The sequence below is a fragment of the Winogradskya consettensis genome, from assembly GCF_018332715.1.
Classification (GTDB): Bacteria; Actinomycetota; Actinomycetes; order Mycobacteriales; family Micromonosporaceae; genus Actinoplanes; species Actinoplanes consettensis.
The window spans coordinates 86,162-102,348 of the sequence record NZ_BOQP01000046.1; the positions used below are offsets into that span (position 1 = coordinate 86,162).

Below are 16,187 nucleotides of genomic sequence, written 5' to 3' on the forward strand. Positions count from 1 at the left end.
ACCCCCGTACGGAATCTCCTCGGCCGACCCGGCATCAGGCACCCCCACCGCCCCAACCGGCGATACTCCGGCCGTCGCGTCAGGTGCCGACCCTGCTGCGTCACCTGCCGGCACTGCATCACCTGCCGACGCTGCGTCGGGTGCTGGTGGCGCCGCGTCGGGTGTGGGTGTTGTTGCTTCGGGTTGTTCGGCGGTGGGCGGCTTGGTGTCGGGTGCTTCCGGTGCTGGGGTGGGGGTCGGGGGTGTGGTGTCCTGGGCGGGGGTGGGGGCGCTCGGGGTGGGTGTCGAGGGTGGATCGGCTGGGGCTGGAGGTGTTGCGGCGTCAGGCTTTGCGATATCGGTGACGTCCTCGGCCTGGGCGGGCTGAGGCGGATTTTGATCATGCACGCGGAGGAAGGTATCAATCTCCTGGCCGCCGGGGACAGCGGGTTCGCGGTGCGTCCGCCGACTTGTCCCGGTCCAGCCGGCGTCGGCGTTCTCGCCGCGGACAGCGCGATAGGCGGCGGCGGACAGCGGGGCTGTCGGCTTGTGGATGATCAGCGGGCAGTATTGGGGTATGGATTTTCGCTGGGCGTACAAATCTGCTGTCACCGTTTTTACGGATCTTGTGATCCGGATTCCGGGGGACCGGTGGGAGGGGGCGGGGCTGGGTGAGTGGAGTCTGCGGGACCTGGTCGGGCATACGGTGAGTTCGGCGTTGCATCAGGTTCCCGGGGTGCTCGCCTCACCGGCGCCGTCGGTGACGCTCGAATCGCCTGAGGCGTACTGGGCGCTCGCTCGCACGGTCCCACCCGAGGTGTACGCGGCGCACAGTGTTGCCTCGTCGGAGGATGCGCGGAAAGCGGGTGAGGCACTCGGGGACGATCCGGGCGCTGCGGTGATCGACTTCGCCCGGAAGGCCACCCAGGCGCTGTCCGCGGCGGGGGACGCCGACGTGGTGGCGAGCCCGGGTGGCGGCATGCGGGTGCGGGACTGGATTCCGACGCGCACGTTCGAGTTGGTGGTGCACGGGTTGGATGTGGCGGCCGCGGCGAACGTACCCGTCGAATTTGCCGCTCAGGTTGTCACCGACGTCACCCTGCAGGCCGCGAAGACGGCCGCGACCGGTCCGGAAGCCGCTTTCCTCCTGCGGGCCCTGACCGGCCGCGCGACCCTGCCGACCGGCTTCTCCGTTGTCTGAGCCCGGTCAGGTGGGCGGGTCAGGCGGGCGGGTCAGACGGGCGGTTTCTGGAGGAGGCCGGCGATGAGCAGGGCGACCATGCGGCGGGCGTTGTAGGTGGGGTCGTCGCCGATGCAGAGGTTGCCGACGGCGCGCATGAGTTCCAGGGGTGTGATGCCGGGCTGAATCTCTTCGGCGGCGACGGCGGCGTCGATCAGCCGGCCCGCTACGGGCAGGAGGCGGTCCAGGAAGTAGTGGTGCATCGCGTCGAAGCCCGTGTTGTCGGCCTGGAAGGCGACGGCTAGGCCGTGCTTCGTGACGAGGAAGTCGACGAAGAGGCCAATCCACTCCCTCAGCGCGAGGTAGGGGCTGGCGCTGCTCTCCAGCAGGGCCGGTCCGGCCTGGGCGCAGGCCTCGATCTGGTGGCGGTAGACCGCGATGATCAGGTCCGCGCGGGTGGGGAAGTGGCGGTAGATCGTGCCCGTGCCGACGCCGGCCTTGGCGGCGATGTCGCGCACCGGGGCTTCGACGCCCGAGGTGACGAAGATCGCGGCGGCGGCGTCCAGCAGCGTCTTCTCGTTGCGCACGGCGTCTGCCCGCTTGCGCTGAGGGACGCGGCCCGTCTCGTCCGAGGTCATCACTCGCCCCTCCTGTCCTGGTCAACGCGGAGCAACGTTCCGTTTGCCCACGATGATGCCAGAGCAGCAGGCCGGAACCAAGCCGCCGGCGCTGTGACGTGGGAAGCCCTGACAGCCCGGGCCCCGGGGCGAAGACTCGCACCATGACCTCGAACGACGGCTCCGAGACCGCACCCCGGTGGTTCGGCGTGAGGTGCGTCTACCACGATGCGGTCCGGAACGCGTACGAGGAGCGGGTCACCGTCTGGCAGGCCGATTCGGTCGAGGCCTCCATCGCGCTGGCCGAAGCCGAGGCCGGGGAGTACAGCGCGGGCATCGACTTCTCCTACCTGGGTCTCGCGCAGGCCTATCTGCTCGTCGAGCCACCCGGGCACGGCGCCGACGTGTTCTCCCTGATCCGCCGGAGCGACCTCGACCCGCACGCGTACGTGACCAGCTTCTTCGACACCGGGCACGAGATCACCGGCGAGATCAGCTGACGGTGTGGAGGAGGTCCGCGTGGCCGTCGCGGCCGAACGCGTGGAAGATGTTCTCCAGCACCCCCGCCAGGCGTACGTCCAGAAGTCCGGCGCCCAGCTCCTCCTGCAGCTCGCGCCGCACCGCGGCCTCGGCGGCCTCGCCGAAGGCGATGCCGCCGCCGAGCGGGCGGTAGAACGTCTCGCCCTTGGTCAGGTCGTGGTATTCGAAGACCAGCAGGTCATTGCCGCGACGGGGGACTGCCAGGGCGATCGGGCGAATTGGCGGCATGGGCTCGACGATATCCGGCCGTTCGAGGCCGGCCCGGGATCGCACCGGCCCGTCCGATCCCGGGTGAGGGGTCACTCCGTCCGCATCGGCCTCGATCTTGGCGTCGCCGGGGTGGGGCCGGGCGGGGTGGGGCCGGCGACCGCTTAGTTGATCAAAGAGCCGGTGCGGAGGCCGTCAGGGTCGGTGGCGATGCAGGTGACGGTTCGGTTGATGACCCAGGAGCTGCGGGAGGGGTACGTGTAGTTGATGTCCATGTTCTCGTTGCCGTCCTTGGCGAACGGGGTGAACGAGCGCATGCACCGTTTTTCGGTCTCAGCCTCGATCTCCGCGTCGCCCGGGTAGTCGCCGCGCGGGAAGGTGAAGACGGTGTAGACCTCGGCGGTGTGCGGTTGCGTGCACGGGACCTTGGGGAGCTCGTCCACCCTGGTGGATTCGGTGAGTTCGCGGATGCAGTCGCCGGGCGCCAGGCTGGTTCCGTCGGCTGCAGCGGCGGCGAATGCGGGTGTCGCGGGTGCGGGGTCGGTGCTGGGCAGCAGGGCGGCGATGACGCCGGCGATCAGGCCCAGGACTACGGTGCAGCAGGAGATGGCCAGGCCGGCGATGGCGAGGCCGCGGCCCTTCTCGCCGCGGTCGCGGACCTGGCGGAGGGCGAAGAGGGCGACGACGGCGCTGATCGGGCCGGAGCCGAGCAGGGCGAGGACCAGGGATCCCACGGCGAGACTGTTGGTCTTGACGGGTGGCGGGGCGTCCGGCTGCATCGGCACCGGGCCCTGATAGCCGTGCCCGCCGAACGGAATCACGTCCGCCGAAGCAGGGGTCGCGGGTGAAGGGGATTGATCATGCACGCGGAGGAAGGTAGCAGCGGGGTGTGACAGCGAGGCGCCCCGCTGTCCAGGAGGGACGGCGGGGCGCGCTCAGGGCGTACTCGTCAAGGATTTAGCTGTTGAGCATTTTGCGGAGGACGTACTGGAGGATGCCGCCGTGGCGGTAGTAGTCGGCTTCGCCGGGGGTGTCGATGCGGACGTCGGCGTCGAACTCCACGCCGGTGTCGGTGCGGACCTTGACCGTGGAGGGGATGCCGCCGTCGTTGAGGGCGGTGACTCCGGTGATGGTGAAGGTTTCCGTGCCGGTGAGGCCGAGGGATTCGGCGTTGGTCTTCGGCGGGAACTGCAGGGGGAGGACGCCCATGCCGATGAGGTTGGAGCGGTGGATGCGCTCGTAGGACTCGGCGATGACGGCGCGGACGCCCAGGAGCATCGTGCCCTTGGCGGCCCAGTCGCGGGAGGAGCCGGAGCCGTATTCCTTGCCGGCGAGGATGACCAGCGGGATGCCGGCTTCCTTGTACGCGACCGAGGCGTCGTAGATGCTCGACTGGTCGCCGGTGAGGTGGTTGACCGTGAAGCCGCCCTCGACGCCGGGGACGAGCTGGTTGCGCAGCCGGATGTTGGCGAACGTGCCGCGGATCATGACCTCGTGGTTGCCGCGGCGGGAGCCGTACGAGTTGAACTCGTGGCGGGGGACGCCGTGGTCGGCGAGGTACTTGCCGGCGGGGGAGTCGGCCTTGATGGAGCTGGCCGGGGAGATGTGGTCCGTGGTGACCGAGTCGCCCAGCTTCGCCAGCACCCGGGCGCCCGAGATGTCCACGACGTCCGACGGGGTCGGTGACATGCCCTCGAAGTACGGGGGCTTCCGCACATAGGTGGAATCCGAAGCCCACTCGAAGGTCTGGCCCGCCGGGGTAGGCAGCGACTGCCACTGCTCGTCACCCGCGAAGACGTCCTGGTACGCCGTGGCGAACCCGGAAGCGCCGATCGCACCCGCGATGGTGTCGTCGATCTCCTTGGCGCTGGGCCAGATGTCGGCGAGGAAGACGGGCTTGCCGTCGGAGCCGGTGCCGAGGGGCTCGGTGGTGATGTCGAGGTCCATCGTGCCGGCGAGGGCGTAGGCCACCACGAGCGGCGGCGACGCCAGGTAGTTCATCTTGATGTCCGGGTTGATCCGGCCCTCGAAGTTGCGGTTGCCGGAGAGCACGCTGACCGCGGTGAGGTCGGCCTCGTTGACCGCCGCGGAGATCTCCTCGGGCAGCGGACCGGAGTTGCCGATGCAGGTGGTGCAGCCGTAACCGACAAGATTGAAACCGAGCTTGTCGAGGTACGGCGTGAGCCCGGCCCGCTCGTAGTAGTCCATGACCACCTTGGAGCCCGGCGCGAGCGTGGTCTTGACCCACGGCTTGCTGGTCAGGCCGCGGTCGACGGCGTTGCGGGCGAGCAGTGCCGCGCCGATCATGACCTGCGGGTTCGAGGTGTTGGTGCAGGACGTGATGGCGGCGATGCCGACGAAGCCGTGGTCCAGTTCGTACTCGACGCCGTCCGCGCCGACGACCCGGGTGGGCTTGGACGGGCGTCCTTCAGAGCCGGTCGCGGCCGAGAAGACGTGCGGCTTGTCCGCATCGGACGACTGGCCGTTCGCAGGCGCGTCGCTGGCCGGGAACGACTCCTCGCTCGCCTCGTCAGCGGGACCTTCGGACTGGACGTAGTTGGTCAGCGCGTCGCGGAACATCTCCTTGGAGTGGGAGAGCGGCACGCGGTCCTGGGGACGCTTCGGCCCGGCGAGCGACGGCACGATCGTCGACAGGTCGAGTTCGAGCCGCTCCGAGTAGTCCGGCTCCGCCTGCGGGTCCAGCCACAGGCCCTGGCGCTTCGCGTACGCCTCGACGAGCGCGACCTGCGCGTCGGAGCGCCCGGTCAGCTTGAGGTACTTGATGGTCTCGTCGTCGATCGGGAAGATCGCGGCGGTGGAGCCGTACTCCGGGGACATGTTGCCGATGGTGGCCCGGTTGGCGAGCGGCACGGCGGTGACACCGGGGCCGTAGAACTCGACGAACTTGCTGACCACGCCGTGCTGGCGGAGCATCTCGGTGATGGTCAGCACGAGGTCGGTGGCGGTGGTGCCGGCCGGCATCTCGCCGTAGAGCTTGAAGCCGACGACCCGGGGGATCAGCATGCTGACCGGCTGGCCCAGCATCGCGGCCTCGGCCTCGATGCCGCCGACGCCCCAGCCCAGCACGCCCAGGCCGTTGACCATGGTGGTGTGCGAGTCGGTGCCCACGACGGTGTCGGGATAGGCCTGGCCGTTGCGCTCCATGATCGTACGAGCCAGGTATTCGATGTTGACCTGGTGCACGATGCCGGTGCCGGGCGGCACGACCTTGAACTCGTTGAACGCGGTCTGGCCCCAGCGCAGGAACTGGTAGCGCTCGCGGTTGCGCTGGTACTCCAGCTCGACGTTGCGCGCGAACGCGTCCTCGCGGCCGAACAGGTCGGCGATGACCGAGTGGTCGATGACCAGCTCGGCGGGGGCGAGCGGGTTGACCTTGGTCGGGTCCCCGCCCAGTTCCTTGACGGCCTCGCGCATGGTGGCCAGGTCGACCACGCAGGGCACGCCGGTGAAGTCCTGCATCAGCACCCGCGCGGGGGTGAACTGGATCTCCACGCTCGGGTCGGCGCTGGAGTCCCATCCGCCGAGCGCGCGGATGTGATCGGCGGTGATGTTCGCGCCGTCCTCCGTGCGCAGCAGGTTCTCCAGCAGGATCTTCAGGGAGTAGGGCAGTCGTGCAGAGCCCTCCACCTTGTCGATCGTGAAAATCTCGTAGCTCGCGTCATCGACGCGTAGCTCGCTCTTCGCACCAAAGGTGTCCAGGCTGGCCACGTCAAACTCCCTCTCACCCAGCGACCGTGAGTAGTCCTCAGCAGTCTTGCGCACCGGCGACCGCAGCTCGCCGGTTAGGCATACCTAACTCAGCGTTCACATCGTCGTGTAAACCGTACGTCCGTCTTGCTAGGCCGCGCAACCCGCCCCGCTGGTTTACCGGCGGGGGCGGCGGGTTACAAAGAGAGGTGTGCAGGCACCCACGGATCTGGAGCACCTCACAGACTTCTTCGACCGCTACGGCTCGGCCCTGACCAGGGGCGACGTGTCCGGGATGGCGGGCTGCTACGCGCTGCCCGGGATGGTGGTCGCCGACTCGTACAGCTTCACGTTCACCTCGCCGGCGGCCGTCGCGCTGTCGTTCCTGGGTGCCGCCCCGGCGTACAGCGATCAGCAGATCGTCGCCGCCCACGCCCAGCTGCGGGATGTTCAACGACTGAGCGCGGCACTCGCCATGGTCGAGGTCGAGTGGGAATACCTCGACAGCTTCGGCAACGCGGTCCCCGGCGAGCGCTACCGCTATCTGATCCGCTCGGACGCCGACGGTCCCCGGATCACCACAGTGATCGCGGCACGCTGACGCCAGTGAGTTGATCCCAGTGCCATCATGTGCAGGTGACCTCCCCGCAATGGCTTCTTGTGCACTATCAGCGCGACGACTCTGCCTACGCGGACTGGTCACTGCACGCCTGGGGTGACATCGACCCGGGTGCTGTCACCGGCTTCCCGGACGGGCACCCGTTCGCGGGCGAGGACGCCTACGGCCGGTTCGCCTGGGTGCGGCTCGCCGAGGACGCCCGCGAGGTCGGTTTTCTGGTCGCGCATCGCGACGGCACCAAGGACATCGCCGAGGACCGGTTCGTGGACCCCGGCGTCACGCCCGAGATCTGGCTGCGGGCCGGCGACCCGGACATCGCGCTCACCCGGGAGCACGAGGAGGACACCACCGCCGGCTACGCCGTCATTCACTTCCGCCGCCCCGACGGTGATTACGCAGGGTGGGGCGCGCACGCCTGGGAGGGCACCCCTGCCAAGCCCCGGTGGGGTACGCCCACAGCGCCGGCCCGGTTCGACAGCTTCGGCGCCGTCTTCGAGGTCCCGGTGCGCGACGACGCGGTCGGCGTACGTTTCGTGCTCCACAACGGTGACCGCAAGGACCTGCCGGACGACCAGCGCCTCGACCTGACCGTGAGCCGCGAGGTGTGGCTGATCTCCGGCGAGCCCGCGCCCGTGCGCCCGGACCTGGGAACCCTCGGCCCCGAGCTCGACCCGGCCCGCGCGCTGGCGGTCTTCGTCGACCGCACCACGATCGCCCTGCCCGCCGCGCTGGCCGGCCTCGCCGCGTCGTTCACGCTGGTCGCGTCCGCCGACGGTAGCCTGCGCCGCGACGGCGACGAGCTGACCGGCGAGCACGAGACCCTGCCGCTCGTCCCGCGCCCCGGCGGGCTGTTCCAGGCGCAGAGCCGCAAGTTCCCGCACCTGCGCGCGTACCGCGCCTTCGCCGTGCCCGAGCTCGCCGACGCCGGCCTCGGTCACGTGCTGCGCGGCCAGCTCCTCGTGACCGGCCGCGACCACGACGGCCGGGTCGTCGCCCTGACCGCGGTGCAGCTGCCCGGCGTCCTCGACGACCTGTACGCGGACGCGTCCGACGCCGACCTCGGCCCGTTGCGGGTGTGGGCGCCGACCGCCAGGTCGGTGGCGCTGGAGCTGACCCGCGTCCCCGGCAGCGACGAATTCCGGATCCTGCCGATGGAACGCGACGCCGCCACCGGCATCTGGTCGATCGACGCCAAGCAGAAATGGCTCGGCCGCTACTACCGCTACCGCGTCGAGGTCTGGCACCCCGCCGCGCAGCGGATCATCACGACGCTGGTGACCGACCCGTACTCGCTGTCGCTGTCCATCGACTCGACACACAGCCAGCTCGTCGACCTGGACGACCCCGCGCTCCAGCCGCCCGGCTGGGACACCCTGGTCAAGCCCGCCCCGGTCGCCCCGGCCCGGGCCCTGGTCGCCGAGGCGCACGTCCGCGACTTCTCGATCTCTGACACCACCGTCCCCGAGGAGCACCGCGGGACGTTCCTCGCCTTCACCGACGAGGACACCGCGGGCATGCGGCATCTGCGGATGCTCGCCGACGCCGGGCTGACCCACCTGCACCTGCTTCCCGCCTTCGACTTCGCGACTGTTCCGGACAGTCGCGCAGCTCAGGGCGTACCCCGATGTGATCTGTCCGCTTTTGGTCCTGACTCGCCGGAGCAGCAGGCGGCGGTGATGGCAGTGGCCGACACCGACGGTTTCAACTGGGGGTACGACCCGCTGCACTACACGGCGCCCGAGGGCAGCTTCGCGAGCGAACCGCACGGCAGCGCCCGGATCCTGGAATTCCGGCGCATGGTCGCCGCCCTCAACGCGGCCGGGCTGCGCGTGGTCATGGACGTCGTCTACAACCACACGATGGCCGACGGGCTCGCCCCGCTCAGCGTCCTCGACCGGATCGTCCCCGGCTACTACCACCGGCTGCTCGACGACGGCACGGTCGCCGAGTCCACGTGCTGCTCCAACACCGCGCCCGAGCACATGATGATGGGCCGGCTCGTGGTCGACTCGATCCTCACCTGGGCCCGCGACTACAAGGTGGACGGCTTCCGCTTCGACCTGATGGGCCACCACCCCCGATTCAACATCCTGGCGGTCAAGGCCGCCCTGGGCCCGGACATCTATCTGTACGGCGAGGGCTGGAACTTCGGCGAGGTCGCGTACGACGCCCGGTTCGCGCAGGCCACCCAGGTCAACATGGCCGGCACCGGGGTCGGCACCTTCGACGACCGGCTGCGTGACGCGGCCCGGGGCGGCGCCGCGCACGGCAACGACCCCGGCACCCGCGGCTTCGCGACCGGTCTCGGCTCGGACACCCCGCTGCACGTCCACGACCGGATCAAGGTCGGGCTGTCGGGGGCGCTGGCGTCGTACCGTTTCGTCACCCACACCGGGGCCCCGCAGTGCGGCTCGCAGATCGACTACAACGGCTCCCCGAGCGGCTACACCGCGAGCCCGGCCGAGTGCGTGACCTACGTCGACGCCCACGACAACGAGATCCTCTACGACGCGATGGCGTTCAAACTGCCGCACGACCTGCCGATGGACGAGCGGGCCCGGATGCAGCTGCTCGCCCTCTCCCTGGTGATCCTCGGGCAGGGCGTCGGCTTCTTCGCCCTCGGCAGCGAGCGGCTGCGTTCCAAGTCGCTGGACCGCAACTCCTACAACTCCGGTGACTGGTTCAACCAGATCCGCTGGGACAGCGCCACCGGCAACGGCTTCGGCACGGGCCTGCCCCCGGCGCCGGACAACGAGGAACGCTGGCCGTGGGCGCAACCACTGCTCGCCGACCCGTCCCTCATCCCCGCCGCCGCGACCATCGACGCGACCGCGGCCCGCTTCGCCGAACTGCTCAGCATCCACCGCTCCACCCCGGTCTTCGGCCTGCCCACCGCGGACGAGGTCGAACGGCGGCTCACGTTCCCGCTCGGCGGCCCCGGCGAGACCCCGGGCGTGATCGTCATGTGCCTCGACGGCACCGGCCTCGACCCGCGCTGGAGCACGGTGGTCACGGTCTTCAACGCCACCGCCACGGTCGCGGTCGAGAAAGTGCCCGAGCTCGCCGGGCTCCCGCTCACGCTGCACCCCTCGCTGGAGGCGTCGGTCGACCCGCTGCTGCGTACGGCCACCGCCGACCCATCAACCGGCACCCTCACCGTGCCACCCCGCTCGGTGGCCGTGTACGTCGCCGCGCTCCCTGCGACGATGAACACATGACCTCCTACATCTCACACACCACGGTGGACAGCACCAACGCCTACGAGCAGTCCGTCTTCTGGCGCCAGGTGCTCGGCTACAACGAGGACCCCGCCGACCCCAACCTCCCCGGCCACGAGGAATGCATGATCTTCTCCCCGGACGGCACCCACCGCGTCCTGTTCATCGAGGTCCCGGAGAAGAAGCAGATCAAGAACCGCATCCACTTCGACCTGCGCCCCGTCGAGGGCGACCGCGACACCGAACTCGCCCGCCTCCTCGAAATCGGCGCCACCGAGCTCTCCGACCTGCGCAAACCCGACGGCAAGGGCTGGGTCGTCCTCGCCGACCCCGAAGGCAACGAGTTCTGCATCCTGCGCAGCGAAGGCGAGATGGCCGCAGCGTAGCCGCCTGTGGATCCGGTTGCGCGGCGCCGGCGGCTGGTCGCGGCACCCCGTCGAGGTGAGCTGGCAGATCGCGCGGGACGAACGCTTCCGGCACCGTGCGCTCCGGTCGGGTCCAGCCCCGGCCGGGCGTACCGAAACTGTCCCTACCAGGAGTGCCCGCGGTCAGCTGAGCTTCGGCATCGTCAACTGCCAGGACTTCCAGAACGGATACTGGCAGGCCTACCGCGCCCGGCACGCCCAGTACAAGAGCGACCCCGCCCTGCGGGCGTCGCACGCGGCGTTCCCGTGGATCGTCATGTGGGATGACCACGAGACCGAGAACAACTACGCGAGCCTGGTCGACGAGATTGACGACACCGGCGCCGCCCACCAAAACACCCACCAGTTCGCCCGCCCGCGCGTCGCCGCGTACCAGGCCTACTACGCGCACATACCGATCCGCGCGAGCCTCCGCCCCGGCAGCCCCGACCTGCGCATTATTCAATCTACCTGGCTCAGCGAACTCCACCTCGACTTCGACCACCCCGACCGCACCCCGGTCGCCGTCGAAATCACCGCCACATCGATCAGCTCCGACTTCCCAGCGGCCTACGACGCCCCCATCAAGGCCATCAACCCGACCCTGAAACCCCAACGTCCGCTACTTAGACGGCTCCCGCCGCTGCTACCTACGGCTGCTCCCTCGACACGGGCACTTGGCGCACCGACGCCAGCACGGTGGAGACGATCGCCGTCCGCACGGCCCCGGTCACCACGACCGCGTCATACATGGTCGAGGCTGGCTCCTCCCGCCTGCACACAAGCTGATCTACGCACGCTTCAGGTCCGCCGGGCACTCGCAGCCAGGAACGGACAACGTTTCGCGGTATATCGGCTTTGCCGTCTGTGTGCCTCGGGTGCCTCGCGCCGGCTCGTGTGATCAAGCCGTCATTGCTGTGTCGGAGGGCCGGTGGGCTCAACGTGGAGCCGGACGACTGCAGCGACGGGTGGAATTGGTAGCGAAATCGACCCCGAGACGGCCGTTGCCGCCTGAGACCCGCAGGAACAAGGCGTGACTGTGGGGCTCGCCGCCGTGCTGGTACCAACGGCTTTCTCAGCAGATTTATGAATTTCCCGCACATGCGTCTCCAGGCGAACAGAGGCGCCGATTGTCATCGCCGATGCTGTCCACAGAGCAGTGAGGCCAAAACCTAGCAACGCCACCGCGAACGAAAACTGGCCATCCGTGTTGTTATCTGCCGACGCCATCAATCGGCCACCCAACCATCCCGCCACCAACGCCGCGATCGCAGCGCCTACCGCCCAGATTCTCTGGTGAAGGATCCACTGAGCGATCGCGGTCTCCGGTGCCTTGATCTTGAGATCGCAGTCCTTGCACGGGCAACTCTTCTCCATGTAGGTAGCGTCATCCGAAGGCAACGCGCTTGCGGGCCGGATTGTCGTCGGGCACCCCATACGGATTAAATTCCTTCAAAACCACACATGACGGGCGGCTGGCAGGTCTACAGGGCGCCCAACCGTGAGCCGGTAGGGAGCTGGAGCCTTGCTTGGGTACGAAGAAGCCCCGCCGATCGGGCGGGGCTCGGTCTCACACGGGCTGCTGTGGTGCCGCGTCTCGCGGCTTGTGTGGTCATCAGCCCGCTGCGACCCGGTCGGTGAAGGCGGTCAGGTTGGTGAGGGCGCGGTCGATGCGCTCCTCGAGGCTGAGGGTCTCCTCGCGCCTGATCAGACGCATCTTCGGCTGCCGCTTGCCCCGCAGGTAGAGAGAGCACGCGAGATCAGCGCAGATGTACTGACCGACCGTGTTGCCGTTGCGTCCTGAGGCGCCGGCGAGCGGGGCCACGAAGAGGGCCACCCCCGAGCCCGCGTGATCGGTCAGGCATACCTGGCACATGCTGGATCGCATCGCGCTGACCCGCCGTGCTTCCGGGCGGCGCAGCACCAGGCCGACCGGCCCCTCCGTTCCCGGCACGACCAGCAGGGACCGCAGTGGGGCGCCCGGGTCGGTCCAGGCGAGGAAGTCCAGGTCGTCCCAGGCCACGGTGCCGGTCGGCAGCTTGATCCGGCTTGCCTCGCCCTTGCTGCAGTTGATGAAGGAGGCCCGGATCTCCTTCTCTTCGATTGGTTCCATGCCGCGCAAGCTAGCCGACCTTGCCGCGCTTCCACCACGGAGTTTTCTTCGGGGGCGGGTCGAGCGCTGCCCGGGCGGTGTCGCGGTCGATGACGAGGCTGATCTCGCGGGTGGCGCAGTTGACGAGGATGCCCTCGCACGGGTTGTCAGCCGCCATGCGGAGCAGCACTGCGCCCTGCACGCCCGCGTTGTAGCGCCCGGCGGCCCACCGGGAGCGGGCGTCCGGGTCGGCGAAGGAGAGGATGCGGCTCTTGCCGTCGCCGTACGTGGTCATGCCTGCGCCCAGCTGCTCGCCGTGGGTCACGATGCCGATGGTGGAGCCGGCGAAGAGCTCCACGAAACGGGCGAAGGTCTGGGGGTCCTTGGTGTCCGCGTACTCTGCCATGACATCCGACAGCGGCGTGTCGCTCACCGGCGCACGTTAGCTTGCCACGCCGGTCAGGGCAGCAGCCGGGCCAGCAGATCGCCCGCGCCGACGGCTGTCCATGCTTCACCCGGCGTGCCCGTCACGGTCAGCGCCATCGATCCGGGACCGGGCCGGTGCGGGATCAGGCGATGCAGGTCGGCGGCGTCGGACGTGCCGGCCAGCACGCGCAGGCCGGTGAGATCGGGTAACCCGGGCAGCGGGCCGGTCGCGGCGGCGGCTGCCGCGCGGATGGCGGAGGCCTCGGGAGCCACCTCGGAGCAGGTCTCGTCGCGATGCACCACCAGGACCCGGCCGGCGCCGGCGGCCGCGTGCCAGGACGTCAGGTCGAGCAGGGTCGTGCGGTGGCCGCCCAGGAAATGGTCCCACTGGTCCGCGGCGGCCCGGCCGAGCTGGTCACCGTGACGGCCGACGCTGTGGCCGTACCCGATGCCGTTGAGGGTGAGGTCCGTCCAGAGCAGCCGGCGGTCGGTGAGGTCGACGACCATCGGCATCAGCATCCGGGCGTTGCCTTGCAGGTCGAAGCGTTGCGCGACGCGGGCACCGTCGAACTGCCGGCCGCGGGGGAGCGGCAGCATCAGCCCGGCGAAAGCCTCTCCGAGCGCCTCGAAGGGCACTGCGTTGAAGCTGAGGACGACGGGTACGGCGAACTGGGCGCCCTTCGCCGTCAGCTGCTCCAGGTTCAGGTCGAGGTACTCGGTCGCGCCGAGCGGGGGCGGCGCGGAGGTCAGGTCGCCGGAGTGCACCGCGGCATCATCGGCGAAGCGCAGGTTGGTGTAGTCGCAGTGCCCGATCCGCCGCCACTCGCTGTCGAAGAACGCGCAGGACAGATCCAGGTCGACCCGGTTCCTGCCCGCGTCCTGCCAGTGCAGGAAGAGCCGCAGCACGTTGCCGGTGGGCAGGCGCCGGATGCTGCCGCGTGGCCAGCCCGCGAACTGGGCCGAGGCGCCGCGCTCGCGCATCGGGGCGGGAACCTCGGCGAGGGCGGCATCGATGACGGCGACATCGAAGCGTTCGTTCCCGTCGCGGGTGGCTCGGCGGGTCAGCTCGGTGTCCACCAGTGCGCGGACGGCGTCGATCGCTTCGGCGGGCAGGGGTTTGCGGCGTTCCGGCTCGGTCCACGTCGTGACCACACCGCCGCTGGGGAAGAAGATCCGCCGCGGCATGCCCATCACCGCAGCAAGAGCCGGCTGGTCGGGCAGCCCCTGCTCGTGGGGAAGCGCCGGCTGGTCGGGAAGCGCCTGCCCGTGGGGGAGCGCCTGCTCGTCGGGAAGCGCAGCGTCGGTGTGGGGTGCCGGCCCGTCTGCGGTCGGCGTTGAAGGCGTTGGAGGGGCAGCCGTTTCGGGGTGGTAGCCCAGGCGTTCGGCGGCGGCGCGGAGGGCGGCGCCCAGTGAGCCGAATGTGTCTGCTGTAGCGGCGGGGCGGGCCACGGAACCGGAACCGGTGCGCAGTGCCTGTGCGGCGGCTCGGGCTCGGGTGACTGAGGCGAGTTGGGCGGGCGTTGCGCGTACCGTGAGATTGCGGTTGTGGAGCTCGGCCGAGGTCGCCGTGAGGACAGCGGGTGCCACCCGGGCCGCGGTTTTGTGCAGTGCGGCCAGGACTGCGGCGTGCGTCGAAGGGCCGCCGCGCAGGAGCTGGTCGGTGCGGCGCCACAGGTCGCCGGGGCGTTCCGTGAGCAGCCGGGTGGCAGCCTCGATGTCGCCGCCGGTGAACGCTTGCTCCACAAGGGACGCGTGGGTGCGCAAGGTGACGGAGATCGTGCCGCCGGGGTGTTCGGTGCGGATCAGGTGGCGGGGTTCGCGGGCGCAGGCTTCGGTGATGGCGGTGCCCAGGGCGCCGATCGGGGAGGTGCGGGTGCCTCGCAGCGCGGCGAAGGCGACCGCGGCCCGGGGGTGCGCGACGATCTTCTCGTGGGGGTGCAGCTTTTCGCCGAGCCGCTTCCACACCGTCGGATGCCGCCGCATGTTCTCCGCCGCGACAGCGACGCCGAGGGAGTCGAGGTGTGCCAGCACGGCACGGCGCAGCGGCCGGGGCAGCGCCCGGACCCGCACAACCGGCACGGTGACCGGAGGCTCGCCGAGGGCGAAGTCGAAGGCAGGGCCGGAAGCGAAGGCGGAGGACTCACCGCGAGGCAGGACCAACCCCGGATCCCCACCTGAGTACGCCCACAGCGCCCGAGCCACATCCGTCGCCGTCCCCCACCGCTCCCGAGCAGCAGCCAGCACAATCGGGAAGTCGTCGGTGAGCGCCGAAGCGTGCAGCGCCCACGCTATGAGCAACGCCAGCGTCTCGCGAGCGGGCACCACCTCGGGCAGCCAGCCCAGGTCGCCGGGGGCCGTGGCGGTGACGAGCACTTTGAGGTCGGCGCGGTCGGCTTCGCCCAGGGCGCCGGGGCGGCCGACGATCGTGTCGCGCAGATCGGTGGCGGCGCGGTCCGGGGCGGGTTCGAGTCCGATGATGCGTACCGCCTCGGGGGCCACGGGCCGGGGGCGCGCGTCGTCGTCATCGATCAGTGCTTCGTCGTCGGCGGTCGTGGACCGGCCCTGCGGGAGCCGGGGCAGGACGCGGCGCAGCAGGGGGCGTTCCTGCGGCTGCGGTTCGATCGGCAGGTAGTGCGATTCCGCGGCGACCCGGCGGCCGCAGATCGGGCACGCGGAGAACTCGGCCGGCGGGAAACAGCCGGTGCAGACGAGGTGTCCGCACGGGTCCAGCGGGGCGCCCTCGTCCGGGCGGCCGCACAGCACGCAGGGAGCGCCGGGCACGGCGAAAAGATGGGTGAGCAGGCGGCGTACGTACACCGCTTCGGGGTTGCGGGGTGTGTCGGGAAACGACCGGTAGAGCGGCAGCATCGGACGGTCCGCGCCGACCAGCTCGTCGACGGTGGCGAGCAGCCAGTCCGCCCACTGGACCCGGACCGTCGCGGGCAGGCGCGCGGCGGCGAGCCGGAGGTCGTTGCGCAACAGCCAGCCCCGCCCGGCCAGATCGGCCTCCAGCGCGGCAACCCAGGCACCCCCATCAGCCGGCCCGTCGGCGGTGCCGGCGGTGATGGCCACCCGGCTGGTTCGGCGGAGCAGGACAACGGCCAGCGGATCCATAAAACGCCCCCATGAGACATGCGAAGCGGTGGGCGGAGAGTCGCGACGCTAGTTGCCAGTGAGAGTGGAGAAGGAAGCACCGC

13 protein-coding genes are annotated in these 16,187 nt (G+C 69.9%); 6 read left to right on the forward strand and 7 right to left on the reverse strand.

Translation table 11 applies throughout. The features are described from left to right. Nucleotides 1–556: 556 nt before the first annotated feature. Nucleotides 557–1,180, forward strand: coding sequence for a maleylpyruvate isomerase N-terminal domain-containing protein (locus Aco04nite_RS37390; protein WP_213001957.1), 624 nt, complete (start codon nucleotides 557–559; stop codon nucleotides 1,178–1,180). 32 nt (nucleotides 1,181–1,212) lie between these two features. Here the strand turns inward: Aco04nite_RS37390 and Aco04nite_RS37395 are convergent, their stop codons facing one another. Next, nucleotides 1,213–1,800 (reverse strand): TetR/AcrR family transcriptional regulator, encoded by a 588-nt coding sequence (locus Aco04nite_RS37395; RefSeq protein ID WP_438874975.1) that lies wholly within the window; start codon nucleotides 1,798–1,800, stop codon nucleotides 1,213–1,215. 140 nt (nucleotides 1,801–1,940) lie between these two features. On the opposite strand from Aco04nite_RS37395, the gene Aco04nite_RS37400 reads away from it, so the two are divergent. Continuing rightward, nucleotides 1,941–2,276, forward strand: a complete 336-nt coding sequence (locus Aco04nite_RS37400) for a hypothetical protein (protein WP_213001959.1) — start codon at nucleotides 1,941–1,943, stop codon at nucleotides 2,274–2,276. Here Aco04nite_RS37400 and Aco04nite_RS37405 read toward each other — a convergent pair. The 3 genes from Aco04nite_RS37405 to acnA form a co-directional block, all read right to left on the reverse strand. Further along, nucleotides 2,269–2,544 (reverse strand): NUDIX domain-containing protein, encoded by a 276-nt coding sequence (locus Aco04nite_RS37405; RefSeq protein WP_213001960.1) that lies wholly within the window; start codon nucleotides 2,542–2,544, stop codon nucleotides 2,269–2,271. The genes Aco04nite_RS37400 and Aco04nite_RS37405 overlap by 8 nt on opposite strands. 143 nt (nucleotides 2,545–2,687) lie before the next feature. Continuing rightward, complete coding sequence (locus Aco04nite_RS37410) at nucleotides 2,688–3,389, reverse strand: DUF4190 domain-containing protein (RefSeq protein ID WP_213001961.1); 702 nt, start codon at nucleotides 3,387–3,389, stop codon at nucleotides 2,688–2,690. Nucleotides 3,390–3,480: 91 nt separating this feature from the next. Next, complete coding sequence (acnA, locus tag Aco04nite_RS37415) at nucleotides 3,481–6,252, reverse strand: aconitate hydratase AcnA (protein ID WP_213001962.1); 2,772 nt, start codon at nucleotides 6,250–6,252, stop codon at nucleotides 3,481–3,483. A gap of 190 nt (nucleotides 6,253–6,442) precedes the next feature. Here acnA and Aco04nite_RS37420 point away from each other — a divergent pair, with 190 nt between their 5' ends. The 4 genes from Aco04nite_RS37420 to Aco04nite_RS37435 are packed head-to-tail and all read left to right on the forward strand — an operon-like array spanning nucleotide 6,443 to nucleotide 11,373. Further along, a complete protein-coding gene (locus Aco04nite_RS37420) occupies nucleotides 6,443–6,832 on the forward strand; it encodes a DUF6841 family protein (RefSeq protein WP_213001963.1) in 390 nt (129 codons plus the stop codon). A gap of 35 nt (nucleotides 6,833–6,867) precedes the next feature. Then, nucleotides 6,868–10,068, forward strand: a complete 3,201-nt coding sequence (pulA, locus tag Aco04nite_RS37425; RefSeq protein WP_244876579.1) for a pullulanase-type alpha-1,6-glucosidase — start codon at nucleotides 6,868–6,870, stop codon at nucleotides 10,066–10,068. Beyond that, the gene (locus Aco04nite_RS37430; RefSeq protein WP_213001965.1) at nucleotides 10,065–10,454 is read left to right on the forward strand and encodes a VOC family protein; all 390 of its coding nucleotides are present in this window, start codon (nucleotides 10,065–10,067) and stop codon (nucleotides 10,452–10,454) included. The genes pulA and Aco04nite_RS37430 overlap by 4 nt, the downstream gene beginning before the upstream one ends. A gap of 55 nt (nucleotides 10,455–10,509) precedes the next feature. After that, nucleotides 10,510–11,373: an alkaline phosphatase D family protein gene (locus Aco04nite_RS37435; RefSeq protein WP_213001966.1), complete on the forward strand. Its 864-nt coding sequence runs from the start codon at nucleotides 10,510–10,512 to the stop codon at nucleotides 11,371–11,373. A 714-nt stretch (nucleotides 11,374–12,087) separates the two neighbouring features. Here Aco04nite_RS37435 and Aco04nite_RS37440 read toward each other — a convergent pair. From Aco04nite_RS37440 to Aco04nite_RS37450, 3 genes are read right to left on the reverse strand one after another with little or no spacing between them, the layout of a single operon-like run. Further along, nucleotides 12,088–12,585: an FBP domain-containing protein gene (locus Aco04nite_RS37440; RefSeq protein WP_213001967.1), complete on the reverse strand. Its 498-nt coding sequence runs from the start codon at nucleotides 12,583–12,585 to the stop codon at nucleotides 12,088–12,090. A 10-nt stretch (nucleotides 12,586–12,595) separates the two neighbouring features. Next, nucleotides 12,596–12,997, reverse strand: a complete 402-nt coding sequence (locus Aco04nite_RS37445; RefSeq protein WP_213001968.1) for an SseB family protein — start codon at nucleotides 12,995–12,997, stop codon at nucleotides 12,596–12,598. A 26-nt stretch (nucleotides 12,998–13,023) separates the two neighbouring features. Beyond that, the gene (locus Aco04nite_RS37450; protein WP_213001969.1) at nucleotides 13,024–16,104 is read right to left on the reverse strand and encodes an MXAN_6230/SCO0854 family RING domain-containing protein; all 3,081 of its coding nucleotides are present in this window, start codon (nucleotides 16,102–16,104) and stop codon (nucleotides 13,024–13,026) included. Nucleotides 16,105–16,187 lie beyond the last annotated feature (83 nt).